At 65.3% G+C, this 13,990-nt stretch carries 13 protein-coding genes and 1 tRNA gene; 2 read left to right on the forward strand and 12 right to left on the reverse strand.

Annotated features, from left to right (window positions below; translation table 11 throughout):
* Nucleotides 1-428: 428 nt before the first annotated feature.
* From H1S04_RS03550 to H1S04_RS03585, 8 genes are all read right to left on the reverse strand, one after another.
* Nucleotides 429-2,735, reverse strand: a complete 2,307-nt coding sequence (locus H1S04_RS03550) for a Tex family protein (protein ID WP_181744162.1) — start codon at nucleotides 2,733-2,735, stop codon at nucleotides 429-431.
* Nucleotides 2,736-2,792: 57 nt separating this feature from the next.
* Entirely contained in the window at nucleotides 2,793-3,287 is a 495-nt protein-coding gene (locus H1S04_RS03555; protein WP_181744163.1) for a peptide-methionine (S)-S-oxide reductase, read from the reverse strand.
* A gap of 111 nt (nucleotides 3,288-3,398) precedes the next feature.
* Entirely contained in the window at nucleotides 3,399-3,614 is a 216-nt protein-coding gene (locus H1S04_RS03560) for a CstA-like transporter-associated (seleno)protein (protein WP_181744164.1), read from the reverse strand.
* 11 nt (nucleotides 3,615-3,625) lie between these two features.
* Complete coding sequence (locus tag H1S04_RS03565) at nucleotides 3,626-5,722, reverse strand: carbon starvation CstA family protein (RefSeq protein WP_181744165.1); 2,097 nt, start codon at nucleotides 5,720-5,722, stop codon at nucleotides 3,626-3,628.
* Nucleotides 5,723-6,009: 287 nt separating this feature from the next.
* Nucleotides 6,010-6,086: transfer RNA gene (locus H1S04_RS03570), tRNA-Arg, on the reverse strand.
* 86 nt (nucleotides 6,087-6,172) lie between these two features.
* On the reverse strand, nucleotides 6,173-7,804 hold the full coding sequence (locus H1S04_RS03575; RefSeq protein WP_181744166.1) for a Hint domain-containing protein: 1,632 nt from the start codon (nucleotides 7,802-7,804) through the stop codon (nucleotides 6,173-6,175).
* 387 nt (nucleotides 7,805-8,191) lie between these two features.
* Complete coding sequence (locus tag H1S04_RS03580) at nucleotides 8,192-8,653, reverse strand: GNAT family N-acetyltransferase (protein ID WP_181744167.1); 462 nt, start codon at nucleotides 8,651-8,653, stop codon at nucleotides 8,192-8,194.
* A gap of 13 nt (nucleotides 8,654-8,666) precedes the next feature.
* A complete protein-coding gene (locus tag H1S04_RS03585; RefSeq protein WP_181744168.1) occupies nucleotides 8,667-8,978 on the reverse strand; it encodes an ETC complex I subunit in 312 nt (103 codons plus the stop codon).
* Between the two features lie 376 nt (nucleotides 8,979-9,354).
* Between H1S04_RS03585 and uvrB the strand changes: the two genes are divergently transcribed.
* On the forward strand, nucleotides 9,355-11,541 hold the full coding sequence (gene uvrB, locus H1S04_RS03590) for an excinuclease ABC subunit UvrB (protein ID WP_181744169.1): 2,187 nt from the start codon (nucleotides 9,355-9,357) through the stop codon (nucleotides 11,539-11,541).
* A 125-nt stretch (nucleotides 11,542-11,666) separates the two neighbouring features.
* Here uvrB and H1S04_RS03595 read toward each other — a convergent pair whose 3' ends face one another.
* Nucleotides 11,667-11,939, reverse strand: coding sequence for an I78 family peptidase inhibitor (locus H1S04_RS03595; RefSeq protein WP_181744170.1), 273 nt, complete (start codon nucleotides 11,937-11,939; stop codon nucleotides 11,667-11,669).
* Between the two features lie 137 nt (nucleotides 11,940-12,076).
* Between H1S04_RS03595 and H1S04_RS03600 the strand changes: the two genes are divergently transcribed.
* A complete protein-coding gene (locus H1S04_RS03600; protein WP_181744171.1) occupies nucleotides 12,077-12,388 on the forward strand; it encodes a hypothetical protein in 312 nt (103 codons plus the stop codon).
* 40 nt (nucleotides 12,389-12,428) lie between these two features.
* On the opposite strand, the gene H1S04_RS03605 is transcribed toward H1S04_RS03600, so the two are convergent.
* From H1S04_RS03605 to H1S04_RS03615, 3 genes are all read right to left on the reverse strand, one after another.
* Complete coding sequence (locus tag H1S04_RS03605) at nucleotides 12,429-12,734, reverse strand: I78 family peptidase inhibitor (RefSeq protein ID WP_181744172.1); 306 nt, start codon at nucleotides 12,732-12,734, stop codon at nucleotides 12,429-12,431.
* Between the two features lie 106 nt (nucleotides 12,735-12,840).
* Entirely contained in the window at nucleotides 12,841-13,476 is a 636-nt protein-coding gene (gene parA, locus H1S04_RS03610) for a ParA family partition ATPase (protein WP_181744173.1), read from the reverse strand.
* A gap of 74 nt (nucleotides 13,477-13,550) precedes the next feature.
* Nucleotides 13,551-13,874 carry an antibiotic biosynthesis monooxygenase gene (locus tag H1S04_RS03615; RefSeq protein ID WP_181744174.1) on the reverse strand — a complete coding sequence of 108 codons (324 nt, stop codon included), beginning with the start codon at nucleotides 13,872-13,874 and terminating at the stop codon, nucleotides 13,551-13,553.
* Nucleotides 13,875-13,990: the final 116 nt, after the last annotated feature.

Raw genomic sequence — 13,990 nt, forward strand, 5'->3', positions numbered from 1 at the left:
GGAAAACATGCGCCATCGAAGGAGAATACGGGCTAGGATTCGTCGTGGCCCGATTGTGACCCCAAAACCTGTTGCAGGCGCCGCAGCGACGGTGCGCAGGGGCGCGCATTTCGGATGAACGGGGCGATGTCAACTCCTGAGGGCGGGGCTGAAAGCCTCCGCTGATTTCTGGCGCCGCGCGCGGCGCGACCTCCGGCCTTCTCACCCGACCGTTTTGGGTTTCTCGCTGCGAACAGAGCGCATTCGCTCGCTCGGACTGCCAGTTTCGATCGCCTGTTCTGGCGGCCTCAGAGACGCGTCGGGACACGGACGCGCCCCGACCGTCCGCGCCTCCTTCACCGGCCATGTGTGGCGACGTTCCCATCGCGCCGATCACAGCAGAGGGGGCCGCTGGTTCTTCCCAGCTTCGACGGCAAAGCGCCCCCCGCTCAGCGCTTCTTCATGGCTTCCTGCAGGGCGACGCCGAAACCGCCGGGCGCGTCGGTTTTGGGGGTATTAGGCACCTTCCCCTTCGGCTTGCCCGAAGATCGCACAGGCTGGCCTGCCTCGGCGCGACCGCCGGAGGCCCCGGAATCCTTTCGCATGGTCAGCCCGATGCGCTTGCGCGGAATATCGACCTCGGTGACGCGCACCTGCACCACGTCGCCGGCCTTGACGACCTCATGGGGGTCCTTGACGAAGCGGTCGGCAAGCTGGCTGACATGGACCAGACCGTCCTGATGGACGCCGATATCCACAAAGGCCCCGAAGGCCGCGACATTGGTTACGGTGCCTTCAAGGCGCATGCCCGGTTTCAGATCCTTGATATCCTCAACTCCGTCCGTGAAGGTCGCCGTCCTGAATTCGGGCCGAGGATCACGGCCGGGTTTTTCCAGTTCGCGGAAGATGTCGCGCACCGTCGGAAGGCCGAAGGCATCGGTGACGAAATCCTCGGCACGCAGCCCGTTCAGCGCGCCGGGCGCACCGACGATCTGGCGCAGATCGCGGCCGCAGGCGTTGACGATCCGGCGGGCCAGATCATAGGCCTCTGGGTGCACGGCCGAGGCGTCCAGCGGCTCCACACCGTCACGGATGCGCAGGAACCCGGCAGCTTGCTCGAACGCCTTCGGACCCAGCCCCGTCACCTTCATCAGCGCCCTGCGCGACGGGAAAGAGCCGTTCTGCTCGCGGTGTCGCACGATGGCTTCAGCCAGCGACGGGCCAACCCCGGCGACCTGCGCCAGAAGCGGGGCCGAGGCGGTGTTGAGGTCCACCCCCACCGCGTTCACCGCATCTTCGACCACCGCATCCAGCGCGCGCGACAGGCGGCGCTGATCCACATCGTGCTGATACTGGCCGACGCCGATGGATTGCGGGGTGATCTTGACCAGTTCGGCCAAGGGATCCTGCAGGCGTCGCGCGATCGAGACCGCGCCGCGCAGCGACACGTCCAGTTCGGGGAATTCTCGCGCCGCCACTTCCGAGGCGGAATAGACCGATGCCCCGGCCTCGGACACGACGACCCTGTTCGGCATGGCCGTTCCTTTCGGCAGCAGGCCCACCGTCTCGGCCACCAGCTTTTCGGTCTCGCGACTGGCGGTGCCGTTGCCGATGGCGATCAGCTCGACCCCGTGGCGCGCGATCAGCTCGACCAGCTTCGCCTGCGCGCCCGTCAGGTCCATTCGGGGCTGGAAGGGATAGATCGTCGCCGTTTCCAGAAGCTTGCCGGTCTTGTCGACCACGGCGCATTTCACGCCGGTGCGGATACCGGGATCCAGCCCCAGCGTTGCCCTGGCCCCCGCCGGCGCCGCCAACAGCAGGTCCTTGAGGTTGCGCGAAAACACCGTGATCGCTTCCTCATGTGCGCGTTCGCGGAGTTCGCCCAGCAGATCGATATAGAGGGCCAGCGCGAACTTGACGCGCCAGGCCCAGCCCGCGGCATCCCGCAGCCAGCGGTCGCCGGGCGTGTCGCCGCGCGTTCCCAGATGGGCCGCGATCTTGCCGATGGCCTGCGGCACGCCGGTCTCGGCGTCGGGGGCGAGTTCGATGGTGACGATTTCTTCTTTCGCGGCACGCAGGATGGCCAGGGCACGATGCGCAGGAATGTCCGACCATTTCTCGCGCTGATCGAAATAATCCGAGAACTTGGCCCCCTGCTGCTCCTTGCCCTCGATGACCTTCGAGGTGACAAAGGCCTCGCGCCGCATGAACTCGCGCAGATTGCCCAGCAGATCCGCCTGTTCGGACAGGTCCTCGACAAGGATGTCGCGCGCCCCGGCAAGCGCGTCCTTCACGCTGGGCACCGCCTCGGTCAGATAGGCCTCGGCCTGCGTCTCGGGCGCCGCGGCGCGGTTGTCCATGATGGCGCGCAGAAGCGGCGCGAGGCCGTTTTCGCGTGCGATCATCGCCTTGGTGCGCCGCTTGGGCTTGAAGGGCAGATACAGGTCCTCCAGCGCCGATTTGGTGTCGGCCTGCATGATGGCCCGCGCCAGATGATCGGTCAGCTTGTCCTGCTCGCGAATCGATTTCAGGATCGTCTCGCGACGCGATTCCAGCTCGCGCAGATAGGCAAGCCGGTCCGCGAGGGTCCGCAGCTGGGTGTCGTCGAGGCCGCCCGTGACTTCCTTGCGGTAACGCGCGACAAAGGGCACGGTGGCGCCCCCGTCCAGAAGCGCCACCGCGGCGCTGACCTGCGCGGGGCTGGCGGATATTTCGCGGGCGATCACCCGGTCGATCTGTTGGGCGGTCTCGGTCAAGGCGGCTCTCCATCTCTCGGACGCCCGTGATAGCCATCGCGGAGGCTGGCAGCAATATCAGGTCGCAACCCTGGACTGCAGGCGCGCGAACCGCTGCCGCAGCAATGCCAGCTTCGGCTCGATATAAGCCCTGCAGAACGGCGCGTCGCGGTGGCGGGCGTAATAGTCGCGGAACCGCGCGTCGGACGGCCGGAAGGCGCGGAAGGGCAGTATCTCGGTGATGAAGCTGCTGCCTGTCTGCCGGGCGATCCGGTCGATAACCCGCCGTGCCGCCACGCCCTCTGTCCCGTCATGGACATAGACGGCGCTGCGATACTTGCCGCGCATGCTATGGGCCGAGGTGCTGGAATGGGTCGCGAGATGCACCGCGATCAGATCCGCGAAGCTGATTGCGGCCGGGTCCCAGCTGACCGCGACCGCTTCGGAAAAGCTGTCATCGGGCGCTGCTGCGGCGATGAAGCCCTGATCGACCGCGACCACGCCGTGCAGCGACTGGAAGACGGCCTCGGTGCACCAGTGACAGCCGCCGCCGAACCCCGCGCTTTGCACCATCCCAGGGATATCCTCTCCACACGCCACGACACGGCCTTGCACGTGCGGCGTCCGGCGGCAAGGCCGCGCGGCGTCCAGACCGCGCAGCCTGACTTTATCACCCGAAGCCCCTCAGCAGCAGCGGAAGCCGCGGGTCGAACCCTCGCCATAGCGGGCGGACTGCCGCTCGCGGAAGAACTCGGCATAGGTCATGATCGGCTGGCCCGGATGCGCCGCCTGCATATGGGCGACATAGGTGTCATAATTGGGGACGCCGATCATCAGCCGCGCGCCCTCGCGCAGGCGTTTCCGGCAGGTGGTCAGCGTCGCTCTCAGGGATGGGGTCATGATTACACTCCTCATTCCGCGGGGGTGGCCGGGGGCCGGTTCAGGGCCTCGGGCAATTCATGTGCGGTCCAGCCCCGCGCCCGGTAAGCTTCGAGCGCCGCGCGGACGCTGAAGAAGATCATGCTGAGCACCAGCGCCACGAAGATGAAGGCCATGGTCGCATCCACCATGTCGTTGAAGACGATCTGGCCCATCTGGCCGATGTCCCTGGCCGGGGCCAGCACCTCGCCATTGGCCGCCGCCTCGCGGTAGCGTTGGGCATGGGCAAGGAAGCCAACAGCGGGATTGCTGGAAAACACCTTCTGATAGCCCGCCGTCAGCGTCACCACCACCAGCAGAACCGAGGGGATCAGCGTGACGAAGGCATAGCGCTCGCGTTTCATCTTGAACAGAACGACGGTGCACAGCATCAGCGCGATCGCCGCCAGCATCTGATTGGCGATCCCGAACAGCGGCCACAGCGTATTCACCCCGCCAAGCGGATCTGTCACGCCCTGATAAAGGAAAAAGCCCCAGGCCGCGACGCAGAGACCGGTGGCGATCACATTGCCCACCAGCGACGAGGTATTGCGCATCGCCGGCATGAAGACCCCCAGCAGGTCCTGCAGCATGAACCGGCCCGCGCGGGTGCCGGCATCCACGGCGGTCAGGATGAACAGGGCCTCGAACAGGATGGCGAAGTGATACCAGAAGGCCATCATCGCCTTGCCCCCGACCAGATTCGAGAAGATCTGCGCCATGCCCACCGCCAGCGTCGGCGCGCCCCCCGCGCGCGAGATGATCGAGTGCTCGCCCACATCCGCCGCCGTCTGGTGGATGGTCTCGGGTGTGATCGGGAAGCCCCAGGCGGTGACCTGCGCCGCGGCGCTCTCTGCCGTGGTGCCAATCAGCGCGGCCGGGCTGTTCATGGTGAAATAGACGCCCGGATCGATGATCGAGGCGGCCACCAGCGCCATCATGGCGACGAAGCTTTCCATCAGCATGCCGCCGAATCCGATGAAGCGGGCGTCCTGTTCATTGTCGATCAGCTTGGGCGTGGTGCCGGACGAGATCAGCGCATGAAATCCCGACACCGCCCCGCAGGCGATGGTGATGAACAGGAACGGGAACAGATTGCCCGACCAGACCGGTCCCGATCCGTCGATGAAGCGGGTGACCGCCGGCATCTTCAGGTCGGGGGCGACCAGCACGATCCCAAGCGCCAGCGCGGCGATGGCGCCAACTTTCAGGAAGGTGGACAGATAGTCCCTCGGCGCCAGGATCAGCCAGACCGGCAGGGTCGCGGCAATGAAGCCATAGCCGATCAGCAGCCAGCACAGCTGCGTCGGCGTGAAGGTGAAGATCGGCCCCCAGACCGGGCTTTCGGCGACATTCGCGCCGAAGACGATGGCCAGCATCAGCGCGATGAAACCCGCGATCGAGGCCTCGCCCACCGCGCCCGGCCGGATGAAGCGCATATAGATGCCCATGATCACGGCGATCGGGATGGTCATGGCGACCGTGAACATGCCCCAGGGGCTTTCCGCCAGCGCCTTGACCACGATCAGCGCCAGCACGGCGAGGATGATGATCATGATCAGAAAGGTGCCGATCAGCGCGATCAGGCCCGGCACCGGCCCCAGCTCGGACCGGACCAGATCGCCCAGCGATCGCCCGTCGCGCCGCATCGACACGAACAGCACCATGAAATCCTGCACCGCCCCCGCCAGCACGACGCCGGCAAGGATCCACAACATGCCGGGCAGATAGCCCATCTGCGCCGCAAGCACCGGCCCGACCAGCGGACCTGCGCCGGCGATGGCGGCAAAATGATGCCCGAACAGCACATAACGGTTGGTCGGAACGTAATCGAGCCCGTCATTGAAGCGATGGGCGGGCGTCGGCCGGTTCGCGTCAAGCTGCATCACCCGGCGCGCGATATAGAGACTGTAGAAGCGATAGGCGATCAGGTAGATCGACACCGAGGCGACGACCATCCACAGGGCGTTCACATGCTCGCCCCGTGCGATTGAGACCTGTGCAAGCCCATAGGCGGCGAGCACCGCCAGTATCGCCCAGACCAGCCAGTGGTCCAGTGTTTTGCGCCGTGGCGCCGATGTAATGACCATTTCAATCCCCCCTCCGCAGTCCGGCCTGAAAGGCCGCTGCTGTCCTGAATCACTGGGGCCGGAAAATGGCCCGGACCCCGGACGGGTGTTGATATGGTCGTGAAGGCGGTCCCAACGGGCCACCCCGCCCGGCAATTTCGCACCCGACGCCTGAATATGAGCACCGGACCTCAGCTCAGGCAAGCACGTTCCTCCGCATCATGCGCGGTGAGGAGCGGCATCCGCGAGGGGACGCATCGTTCTATTGATGGGAAAGGGCCGGAACCCGGCAGACAGCCATGCAGTTCTGGCGACCCCGGGAGGAATCGAACCCCCAACCTTGGACTTAGAAGGTCCCTGCTCTATCCAGTTGAGCTACGGGGCCGCGCGGCGCTGTTGATGGCGGAAAAGCCGCGCCGGCGCAACGAAAAAGGCCGGGCGTGATGCCCGGCCTGTCGCGCTGCAAATCGCTTACATCACCAGCGGCTTGCGGTTCTGCAGGTGACGCACCACCAGCTTGCGGCCCAGCCGGCCCGAGGGCAACATCCGCGCCGCCGGTCGCGGCCTGCCTTGGCGCAGTTCGGGGAAGATCGCGAAGATCTCCTCGACTGCGGCGGGGCCGACCGATTTCAGCGCCTCGGCGCCGGTATGCAGCGATTCCGCCTCGGCACCATTGGCCAGCACGATCTGGTGATCCTCGAACAGGAAGTGGACATAGCTCACCTCGGTCAGGTCCTCGGCCACGTCGATCCCGTCCAGTTGGCACAGCTGCTTGGCGGCGACGAGAACTTCCATCGCGCCGAACATTTTCTGCGCGATCTTCGAGCGCACCAGCATCCGGTGCTGCGGCGAGATGATCAGATCCATCTCGGGCAGGCCAGAACCCAGGGCGCCCCTGGTGATGCGGATCGGACGCAGATTGGGGTGTTCGGTCAGATCGGCACTGTCGAAGCTTCGCCTGCCGATCCAGCGGATCGCCTGCATCCCGGCATCGCGGGTCTCGACCAGATCGCCGACCGACAGGCTGCGGGCCTCGACCTCGCCCTTCGCGGTGCGGATCATCGTATCGGCGCCAAAGCAACAGACATTGGTGTTGTCCCAGGTCAGGTCCTTCCCGGCCACCGCCGCGCCGTCTTTCTGGATGGTCAGGTCCAGCGTGGGCATGACCGAGTCGCCGATGGTCTGACCAGCCAGGTCGTTCAGCACCCCATCGGCCTGATCGCCGCGCAGCCAGGCCAACGGGTTGCCATAGGTCGGCTGACCGGCTTCCTCACGCTGGGCATTGATCAGCGCCAGATTGGCGTCGTTGTAATAACCGCTGAGGTCGATGAAGTCGTTATTCGTCTGGTCGCCGTCATTGAAGTCCTGGCCGGCGGCGGTGTTGAAATCGAGGATCGTGTCCGCGCCCTCGCTGGCGATGAACGTGTCGAAACCCTCACCCCCGGTCATCTGGTCGGCGCCGGTCCCGCCATCCAGAAGGTCGCGGCCATGGCCGCCGTCGAGGGTGTCGTCTCCCTCATTGCCTTTCAGCGTGTCATTGCCCGACCCGTCCGGGTGGCCGCCCGGATCGTCGCCATAGACCAAGTCATTGCCGAGACCACCGGACACGAAATCATGGCCCGCCCCGCCGACAATGGTGTCGTCGCCGCCATCGCCGAACAGCCTGTCATCGCCCTCATTGCCAAGGACGGTGTCGTTGTCCAGGCCGCCATAGGCGATATCATTGCCACTTCCGCCCTCGATGCTGTCCTCGCCGGAACCGCCCTCGATCGTATCGTTGCCGAGACCGCCGGATATGACATCGTTGTCCGCGCCGCCCAGCAGGCTGTCATCGCCGTCACCGCCGATGATGGTATCTGCGCCGTGGTTGCCCATAATGGTGTCATTGCCACAGCCGCCATCGAGGAAGTCATTGCCCCCGTCGCCGATGACACTGTCGTCGCCGTCGCCCGCATCGACCCTGTCATCGCCGTCACCGGCCCAGATCGTGTCGTTGCCGGCATAGCCGAAAATCGTATCGTCCCCTCCGAAGGCGTTGATGGTATCATCGCCACTGGTGCCATTCAGAATTTCGCCGTCGGAAGTGCCGCTAACTATCGCCATCATAAAATCCTTTCTCATACACGCTACCGCCGACGGACGGGGGGAATGGCGCGACAGAAAGGAAAGCCGGGAACCACTTACACCACACGCCCGAACAAACGGCAGTTCGGATGTCCATACAAAGACAGGTGAAGTATGCCCGACGCGGCACGGGCCTCAACGAAAAGCGCCCGAAAAGGCGCCTTCGCGGCGGCGTTTACCGCCTATGGATGAGCGGCCGAGGCGCCCCGCACCGCATAAGGCGAAGCTTGCGCGGAAATCTTCGATGAACACACGTCCGAGCGCGCCACCGGGCTGCGAAAGCCGGGGTCGAGGGTCGAATCGAACGCTCGGTTCGGAATGCAAGGCATGGTGGAGCCGGCGAAGGCCCCGGCGGCGCGCGCAGCCTCAGCCGCGCAGTTCCAGCGCCATGAAGGCGCTGTTGGGGTCTTCCCGATAATGCGCGAATGGCGGGCAAAGCCGGAACCCGGCCCGCAGATACAGGGCCCGCGCGGCCGCAAAGCTGGGCTGCGCGCCGGTTTCCAGATAGATCGCGCGGGCGCCCCGGTCGCGCGCCGCCTGCACCAGCGCCTTCAGCATCAGCTGGGCCGCCCCGGTGCCCCGCGCCTCGGCCAGGACATGCATGGATTTCAGCTCGGCCGTGCCGTCGCCCAGATCCTTCACCGCGCCCATGGCGATGGCGGTGTCGCCGTCGCGCAGCGCCAGAAAGGTGATCGTCGGGGTCGCCAGCGCCGACCGATCCAACATGTGAATGGATTCGGGGGGCGTGTCGGCATGGCAATGCGCCTGGTGCCGTGCGAACAGCAGGTCGAGATCGGGGTTAAGCGGGCTGTCCGGCCCCACCACCATGGTCGTCAATATCTCAATGCGTCCAGGGGGCGTGACGGTCGGTGGCGAAATTCTCGCCATAGCCGCGCGGGCGCACATTGGCGGCGCGCTTCTGGGGGTCGATCACCACATAGTCCAGGCCGTTATCCTTGGCGTAATCCTCGGCCTCGGCGCGGGTTGCGAAGCGCAGGCGGACCTGCGACTGGGTATCGTCCGAACTGGTCCAGCCCATCAGCGGGTCGATGTCGCGCTGATCCGCCTGCGGAAATTCCAGCACCCAATGCCGCGTGCGCGCGGTCCCGGACTGCATGGCGTTTCGGGCGGGCTGGTAGATGCGGACGCGCATGGCGGATCGTTTCCCCAAGGTGGATCTTGTCGAACCTTATCAGCCATGCGCGAAGCGGGATCAAGTGCCCAAGCGCCGCAGCAGCCCGCGCTTGCCACAGCCGCTGCATCAGGTCTCATGCGCTGAGGTGATGAGGCGATGGTCAATTGGGCATAAGCGCCAACAGCACCATGACCTTCCCCAGGGACGACCCCCATGGCGCAGAAAGCGCCGCCGATGGAGGGCAACCGGCGCCCGAGCTGATCTTCGACTTCGGAGGCACCATTCCTTATCGGCCGGCAGGCGCCGGAACGGGAATAGCGGTGCGCCGACCCGCCCAACCCCTTGCATATGCGCCGCGAATGGCCAGATTGGGGACCGGAACAAAGGTGAAACCATGGGCCATAACAATACCAACGCACCCGTCGCGCGATTCCCCGAAGTGACCCGCCCCAAGCTGGAGGGCGGACGGCGCTTCGTGATGAAGTCGGATTTCGCCCCGGCGGGCGACCAGCCCACCGCCATTGCCGAGCTGTCGGCCGGGATCGACGCCGGCGACCGCGATCAGGTGCTGTTGGGCGCGACCGGCACCGGCAAGACCTATACCATGGCGAAGGTCATCGAACAGACCCAGCGTCCGGCGATCATTCTTGCCCCGAACAAGACCCTCGCCGCGCAATTATACGGAGAATTCAAAGGTTTCTTCCCAGATAATGCGGTGGAATATTTCGTTTCCTATTACGATTATTACCAACCTGAGGCCTATGTCGCGCGCTCGGACACCTATATCGAGAAGGAATCCCAGATCAACGAGGCCATCGACCGGATGCGCCACTCGGCCACGCGGGCGCTGCTGGAACGCGACGATGTCATCATCGTGGCCTCGGTGTCCTGCATCTACGGCATCGGCTCGGTCGAGACCTATTCGGCGATGACCCAGGACATGATCGTGGGCGAGAAATACGATCAGCGCGAATTCATCGGCCAGTTGGTCGCCCAGCAGTATCGCCGCCTCGACGCGGCCTTCCAGCGCGGCGGGTTCCGAGTGCGCGGCGATGTGGTCGAAGTCTGGCCCGCCCACCTTGAAGACCGCGCCTGGCGCTTCGATTTCTTCGGGCCGGAACTGGAAAAGATCACTGAATTCGACCCGCTGACCGGCGCAAAGACCGACGAATTCAAGCAGATCCGCATCTATGCGAACAGCCACTACGTCACGCCGCGCCCGACAATGCAACAGGCTATCAAAGGTATACGCGAAGAACTTCGCGTGCGCCTCGCGCAGCTGAATGACGAGGGCAAGCTGCTGGAGGCGCAAAGGCTGGAGCAGCGGACGAATTTCGATCTGGAGATGCTGGAAGCCACCGGCGTCTGCAACGGGATCGAGAACTATTCCCGCTACCTGACCGGCCGCGCGCCGGGCGAGCCGCCGCCGACGCTTTTCGAGTTTATCCCCGATAACGCCATTGTTTTCGCGGATGAATCCCACGTCTCGGTGCCGCAGATCGGCGGCATGTATCGAGGCGACTTCCGGCGCAAGATGGTGCTGGCCGAGCACGGATTCCGGCTGCCCTCCTGCATGGACAACCGGCCGCTGAAGTTCGAGGAGTGGGACGCCATGCGCACCCAGTCGGTCTTCGTCTCGGCCACGCCGAAGGAGTGGGAACTGGACCAGACCGGCGGCGTCTTCACCGAACAGGTGATCCGCCCGACCGGGCTTCTGGACCCGCAGGTCGAGATCCGCCCGGTCGAGATGCAGGTCGACGACCTGCTGGACGAAATCCGCCGCGTCACCGCACAGGGCCTGCGCACGCTGGTGACCACCCTGACCAAGCGCATGGCCGAGGATCTGACCGAATATTTCCACGAGCAAGGCATCAAGATCCGCTACATGCACAGCGATATCGACACGATCGAGCGGATCGAGATCCTGCGCGACCTGCGTCTGGGCGCGTTCGATGTGCTGGTCGGCATCAACCTGTTGCGCGAAGGTCTTGATATTCCTGAATGCGGGCTTGTGGCCATCCTCGACGCCGACAAGGAAGGCTTCCTGCGCTCCGAGACCTCGCTGATCCAGACCATCGGGCGCGCCGCACGTAACGCCGATGGCCGCGTCATCATGTATGCCGACCACATCACCGGCAGCATGGAACGCGCCATGGCCGAGACCGAGCGGCGGCGCGCCAAACAGATCGCCTATAACGAGGTCCATGGCATCACGCCCCAGACCGTGCGCAAGAATGTCGACGACGTGCTGGCCGGGCTGTGGCAAGGAGATACCGATCAGTCGCGGATCACCGCCAAGGTCAGCAAGCCGATGGTCGGCGCAAACCTTGCCGCGCATCTGGACGGCTTGCGCGCGCAGATGCGCAAGGCCGCCGAGAATCTGGAATTCGAGGAGGCCGCCCGCCTGCGCGACGAGGTCAAGCGGCTGGAAGCGGTGGAACTGGCGGTGGCCGACGACCCGCTGGCCCGCCAATCCGCCATCGAAGCCGCCGCCGAGGAAGCCGTCAGCGGCCGGGGTAGGTCAACCGCCGGACGCGCCGGGCAGCGCGGCGGCAACAAGCGGTCGAAGCGGCGGCAATAAAGCTGGCGCAACCGTCCTCCGCAGCGGACGGTTGGTTCTGGCTGACGGCAAGTCTGCCTCGACCGGTTATTCGCCGCATGGAGCGCGCGACCTGCGCGGCCCCAAGGTCCTGATTGTCGGCGGCTCTACCAGCACTCCACCGTCTGCACCCAGCCCTTGTCATCGACGAAGACGTTCAGGCGGCCCGCGTTGTAATCCTCGGTCAGCGCCGCGCCGGGCTGGGCGATCCGGTGCGGCAGTCCGGGCGGCAGCGTGAATTCGCCGATGTTGCGCCCGACCATCACGTCATATTCGGGTCCGCAACGATCAGGCAGGCCCGGCGTCGCGGTATCGCCCGGCGGGGCACATCCGCCCAGCAGTGCATTGGTGGCAAGCATCGGCAGCAGAAGCAGGCGCATCATCGGCGTTCCTTTCCCCAACAGCAGACCGCAGGCGCGGGCGGCGGTCAATCCGTCTTGCGCAGATGTGAGGCATCCGTGAACCTGTGCCGCGCGTTGCATCCGCACACGTCTTCACAACCCCAACAGGAACAGACATGACCCGTTCAAGAATCGCCGCCGCCGCCCTTGCGTTGCCGCTGATTGCCGCAGCCGTCCCCGCCCTCTCCTCGTCCGAAGACGCCTGGGCCGAATTCCGCACCGCGGTCGAGGCCGAATGCGGCAAGCTGGTCGACGCACCTGCTGATGCCACCACCGAAATGGAGGTCAACCCCTTCGGATCGGAGTCTTACGGCGCGGCGCTGGTGACGGTGACGCTGGCCGATGGCAGCGCCGACCGGATGATCTGCGTCTATGACAAGCAGGCCAAGACTGCGGAACTGACCGCACCTTTCGAGGCCGGATCGTAACGGAAAAGGGGCGGCAACTGCCGCCCCAGCCCCTGTTCGTTCAGCCGCAGCTGACCTTGACCAGTGTGCCGGTGCGGTCATATTCGAAGTTGATCCGCGTCGGAAGCAGGTCCATGGTGATCGGATCGCCGGTGCGGTAGTGGCGGAAGACCGTCCCCGAGGCCAGCGAGATCTGGGGCGATTTCTGGCCCACATACTGCTGATATGCGGCGGCGCCGCAGGCGTCGTTCGGATCGGTAACGACCTCGGCATCGGGCAGAACCACCTCGGTCGTTTCGGTGCAGGCTGCCAGCGCCAGAGGTGCCAGCACGGACAGCATGAGACCGGATTTGCGGGTCATGGTCATGGCGTTCTCCTTCCATCATCAGGTTTTGCGGCGACCGCCCCCGACGGGACCGGCCGTCTGTGATGAGGGAAAGGCTTGGGCACGCGGAAAAGTTCCGCGATCCCCGTCAGTTCCACGCCCGCATGACCTCGTCGGTGAGGGTGTCGAACTCCTCGCGCGCGGGGCGGGCATCGCTGCGTTCGCAGACCGCCAGCCCCTGCCCCAGCGTTTCGGCATAAGCCACGCGGTTGCCGATCTGGGTATCTGCCAGCGTCGCGCCCAGATCGGCCGCCCCCTGCGCCACCTCGGCCCCCAGCCGGGTGTTGGGGCGGGCGCGGTTCATCACCACCAGCACCGGCGCCTTTTCGCGCCGCGCGAGGTCCAGGACGCCCTCGGTCGCCCACAGGTCCACCTGGCTCGACGCTACCGGCACCACCACCAGATCCGCGACCCGCAAGGCCGGGCGCAGGTCGCTGTCGATCTTCGGCGGCGTGTCGATGATGACCACATCGAAGCGCTTCACCAGCTTTTCGCTTTCATAGGACGCCCCCCAGGCCGAGGAGGTCGAGAACTCCAGTTCCTCGTCCTCGCCCTTGCGGCCCAGCCGCTCGATATACCACCGCCCGAGACTGCCCTGCGGGTCGGTGTCGATCAGCGCTACGGACAGGCCGCGCGCCCGCATCGCCACCGCCAGATTGGCCGCCAAGGTGGTCTTGCCCGATCCGCCCTTCTGCTGTGCGACGGTGATGATGCGTCCTGCCATGTCTGCCCCCCAAGCTGCGCTGATTTGATCCTAGCGAGGCATATTTGCCTTTGCACGGGGTTTCTGCATCTAGATCATGTGTCGTAGACCGATTGCACCTCGTACATCACCGGCTCAAAGCTGCGGCACAGCGCGTTGATGGCGCGGTTGCGCTCGCGCATCTCGGGCGTGCGCAGCATGGCCTGATAATCGCCGCGCGCCTGCCATAGGGAATAGGTGGCAACGCGGGTCTGGGCATCGTTCAGATGCACCGCGCCGCCCAGAAAGCCCGGCTGCTGGCTGATCACCTTTTCCCAGGCATCGGTCAGCGCATCCAGCAGGTCATGCGCGGTGCCGGGGGTCACATCGAAGGTGGTGATGACGGTCTGGCCGGTGAAATCCGGGCGAATCTGGGGCATGTTGACCTCGCTCTGATGGTTTCGCGGCCAGCCTGCCACGGATCGGGGCGCGGGCAAAGCGGCTTGCAGTCGCAGGCGGCTGCGCCCAATATCGCGCCGAATTGCCAAGGAGCACG

Origin of the sequence: Paracoccus sp. S1E-3, from assembly GCF_013868135.1 — a bacterium.
Taxonomy (GTDB): Bacteria; Pseudomonadota; Alphaproteobacteria; order Rhodobacterales; family Rhodobacteraceae; genus Paracoccus.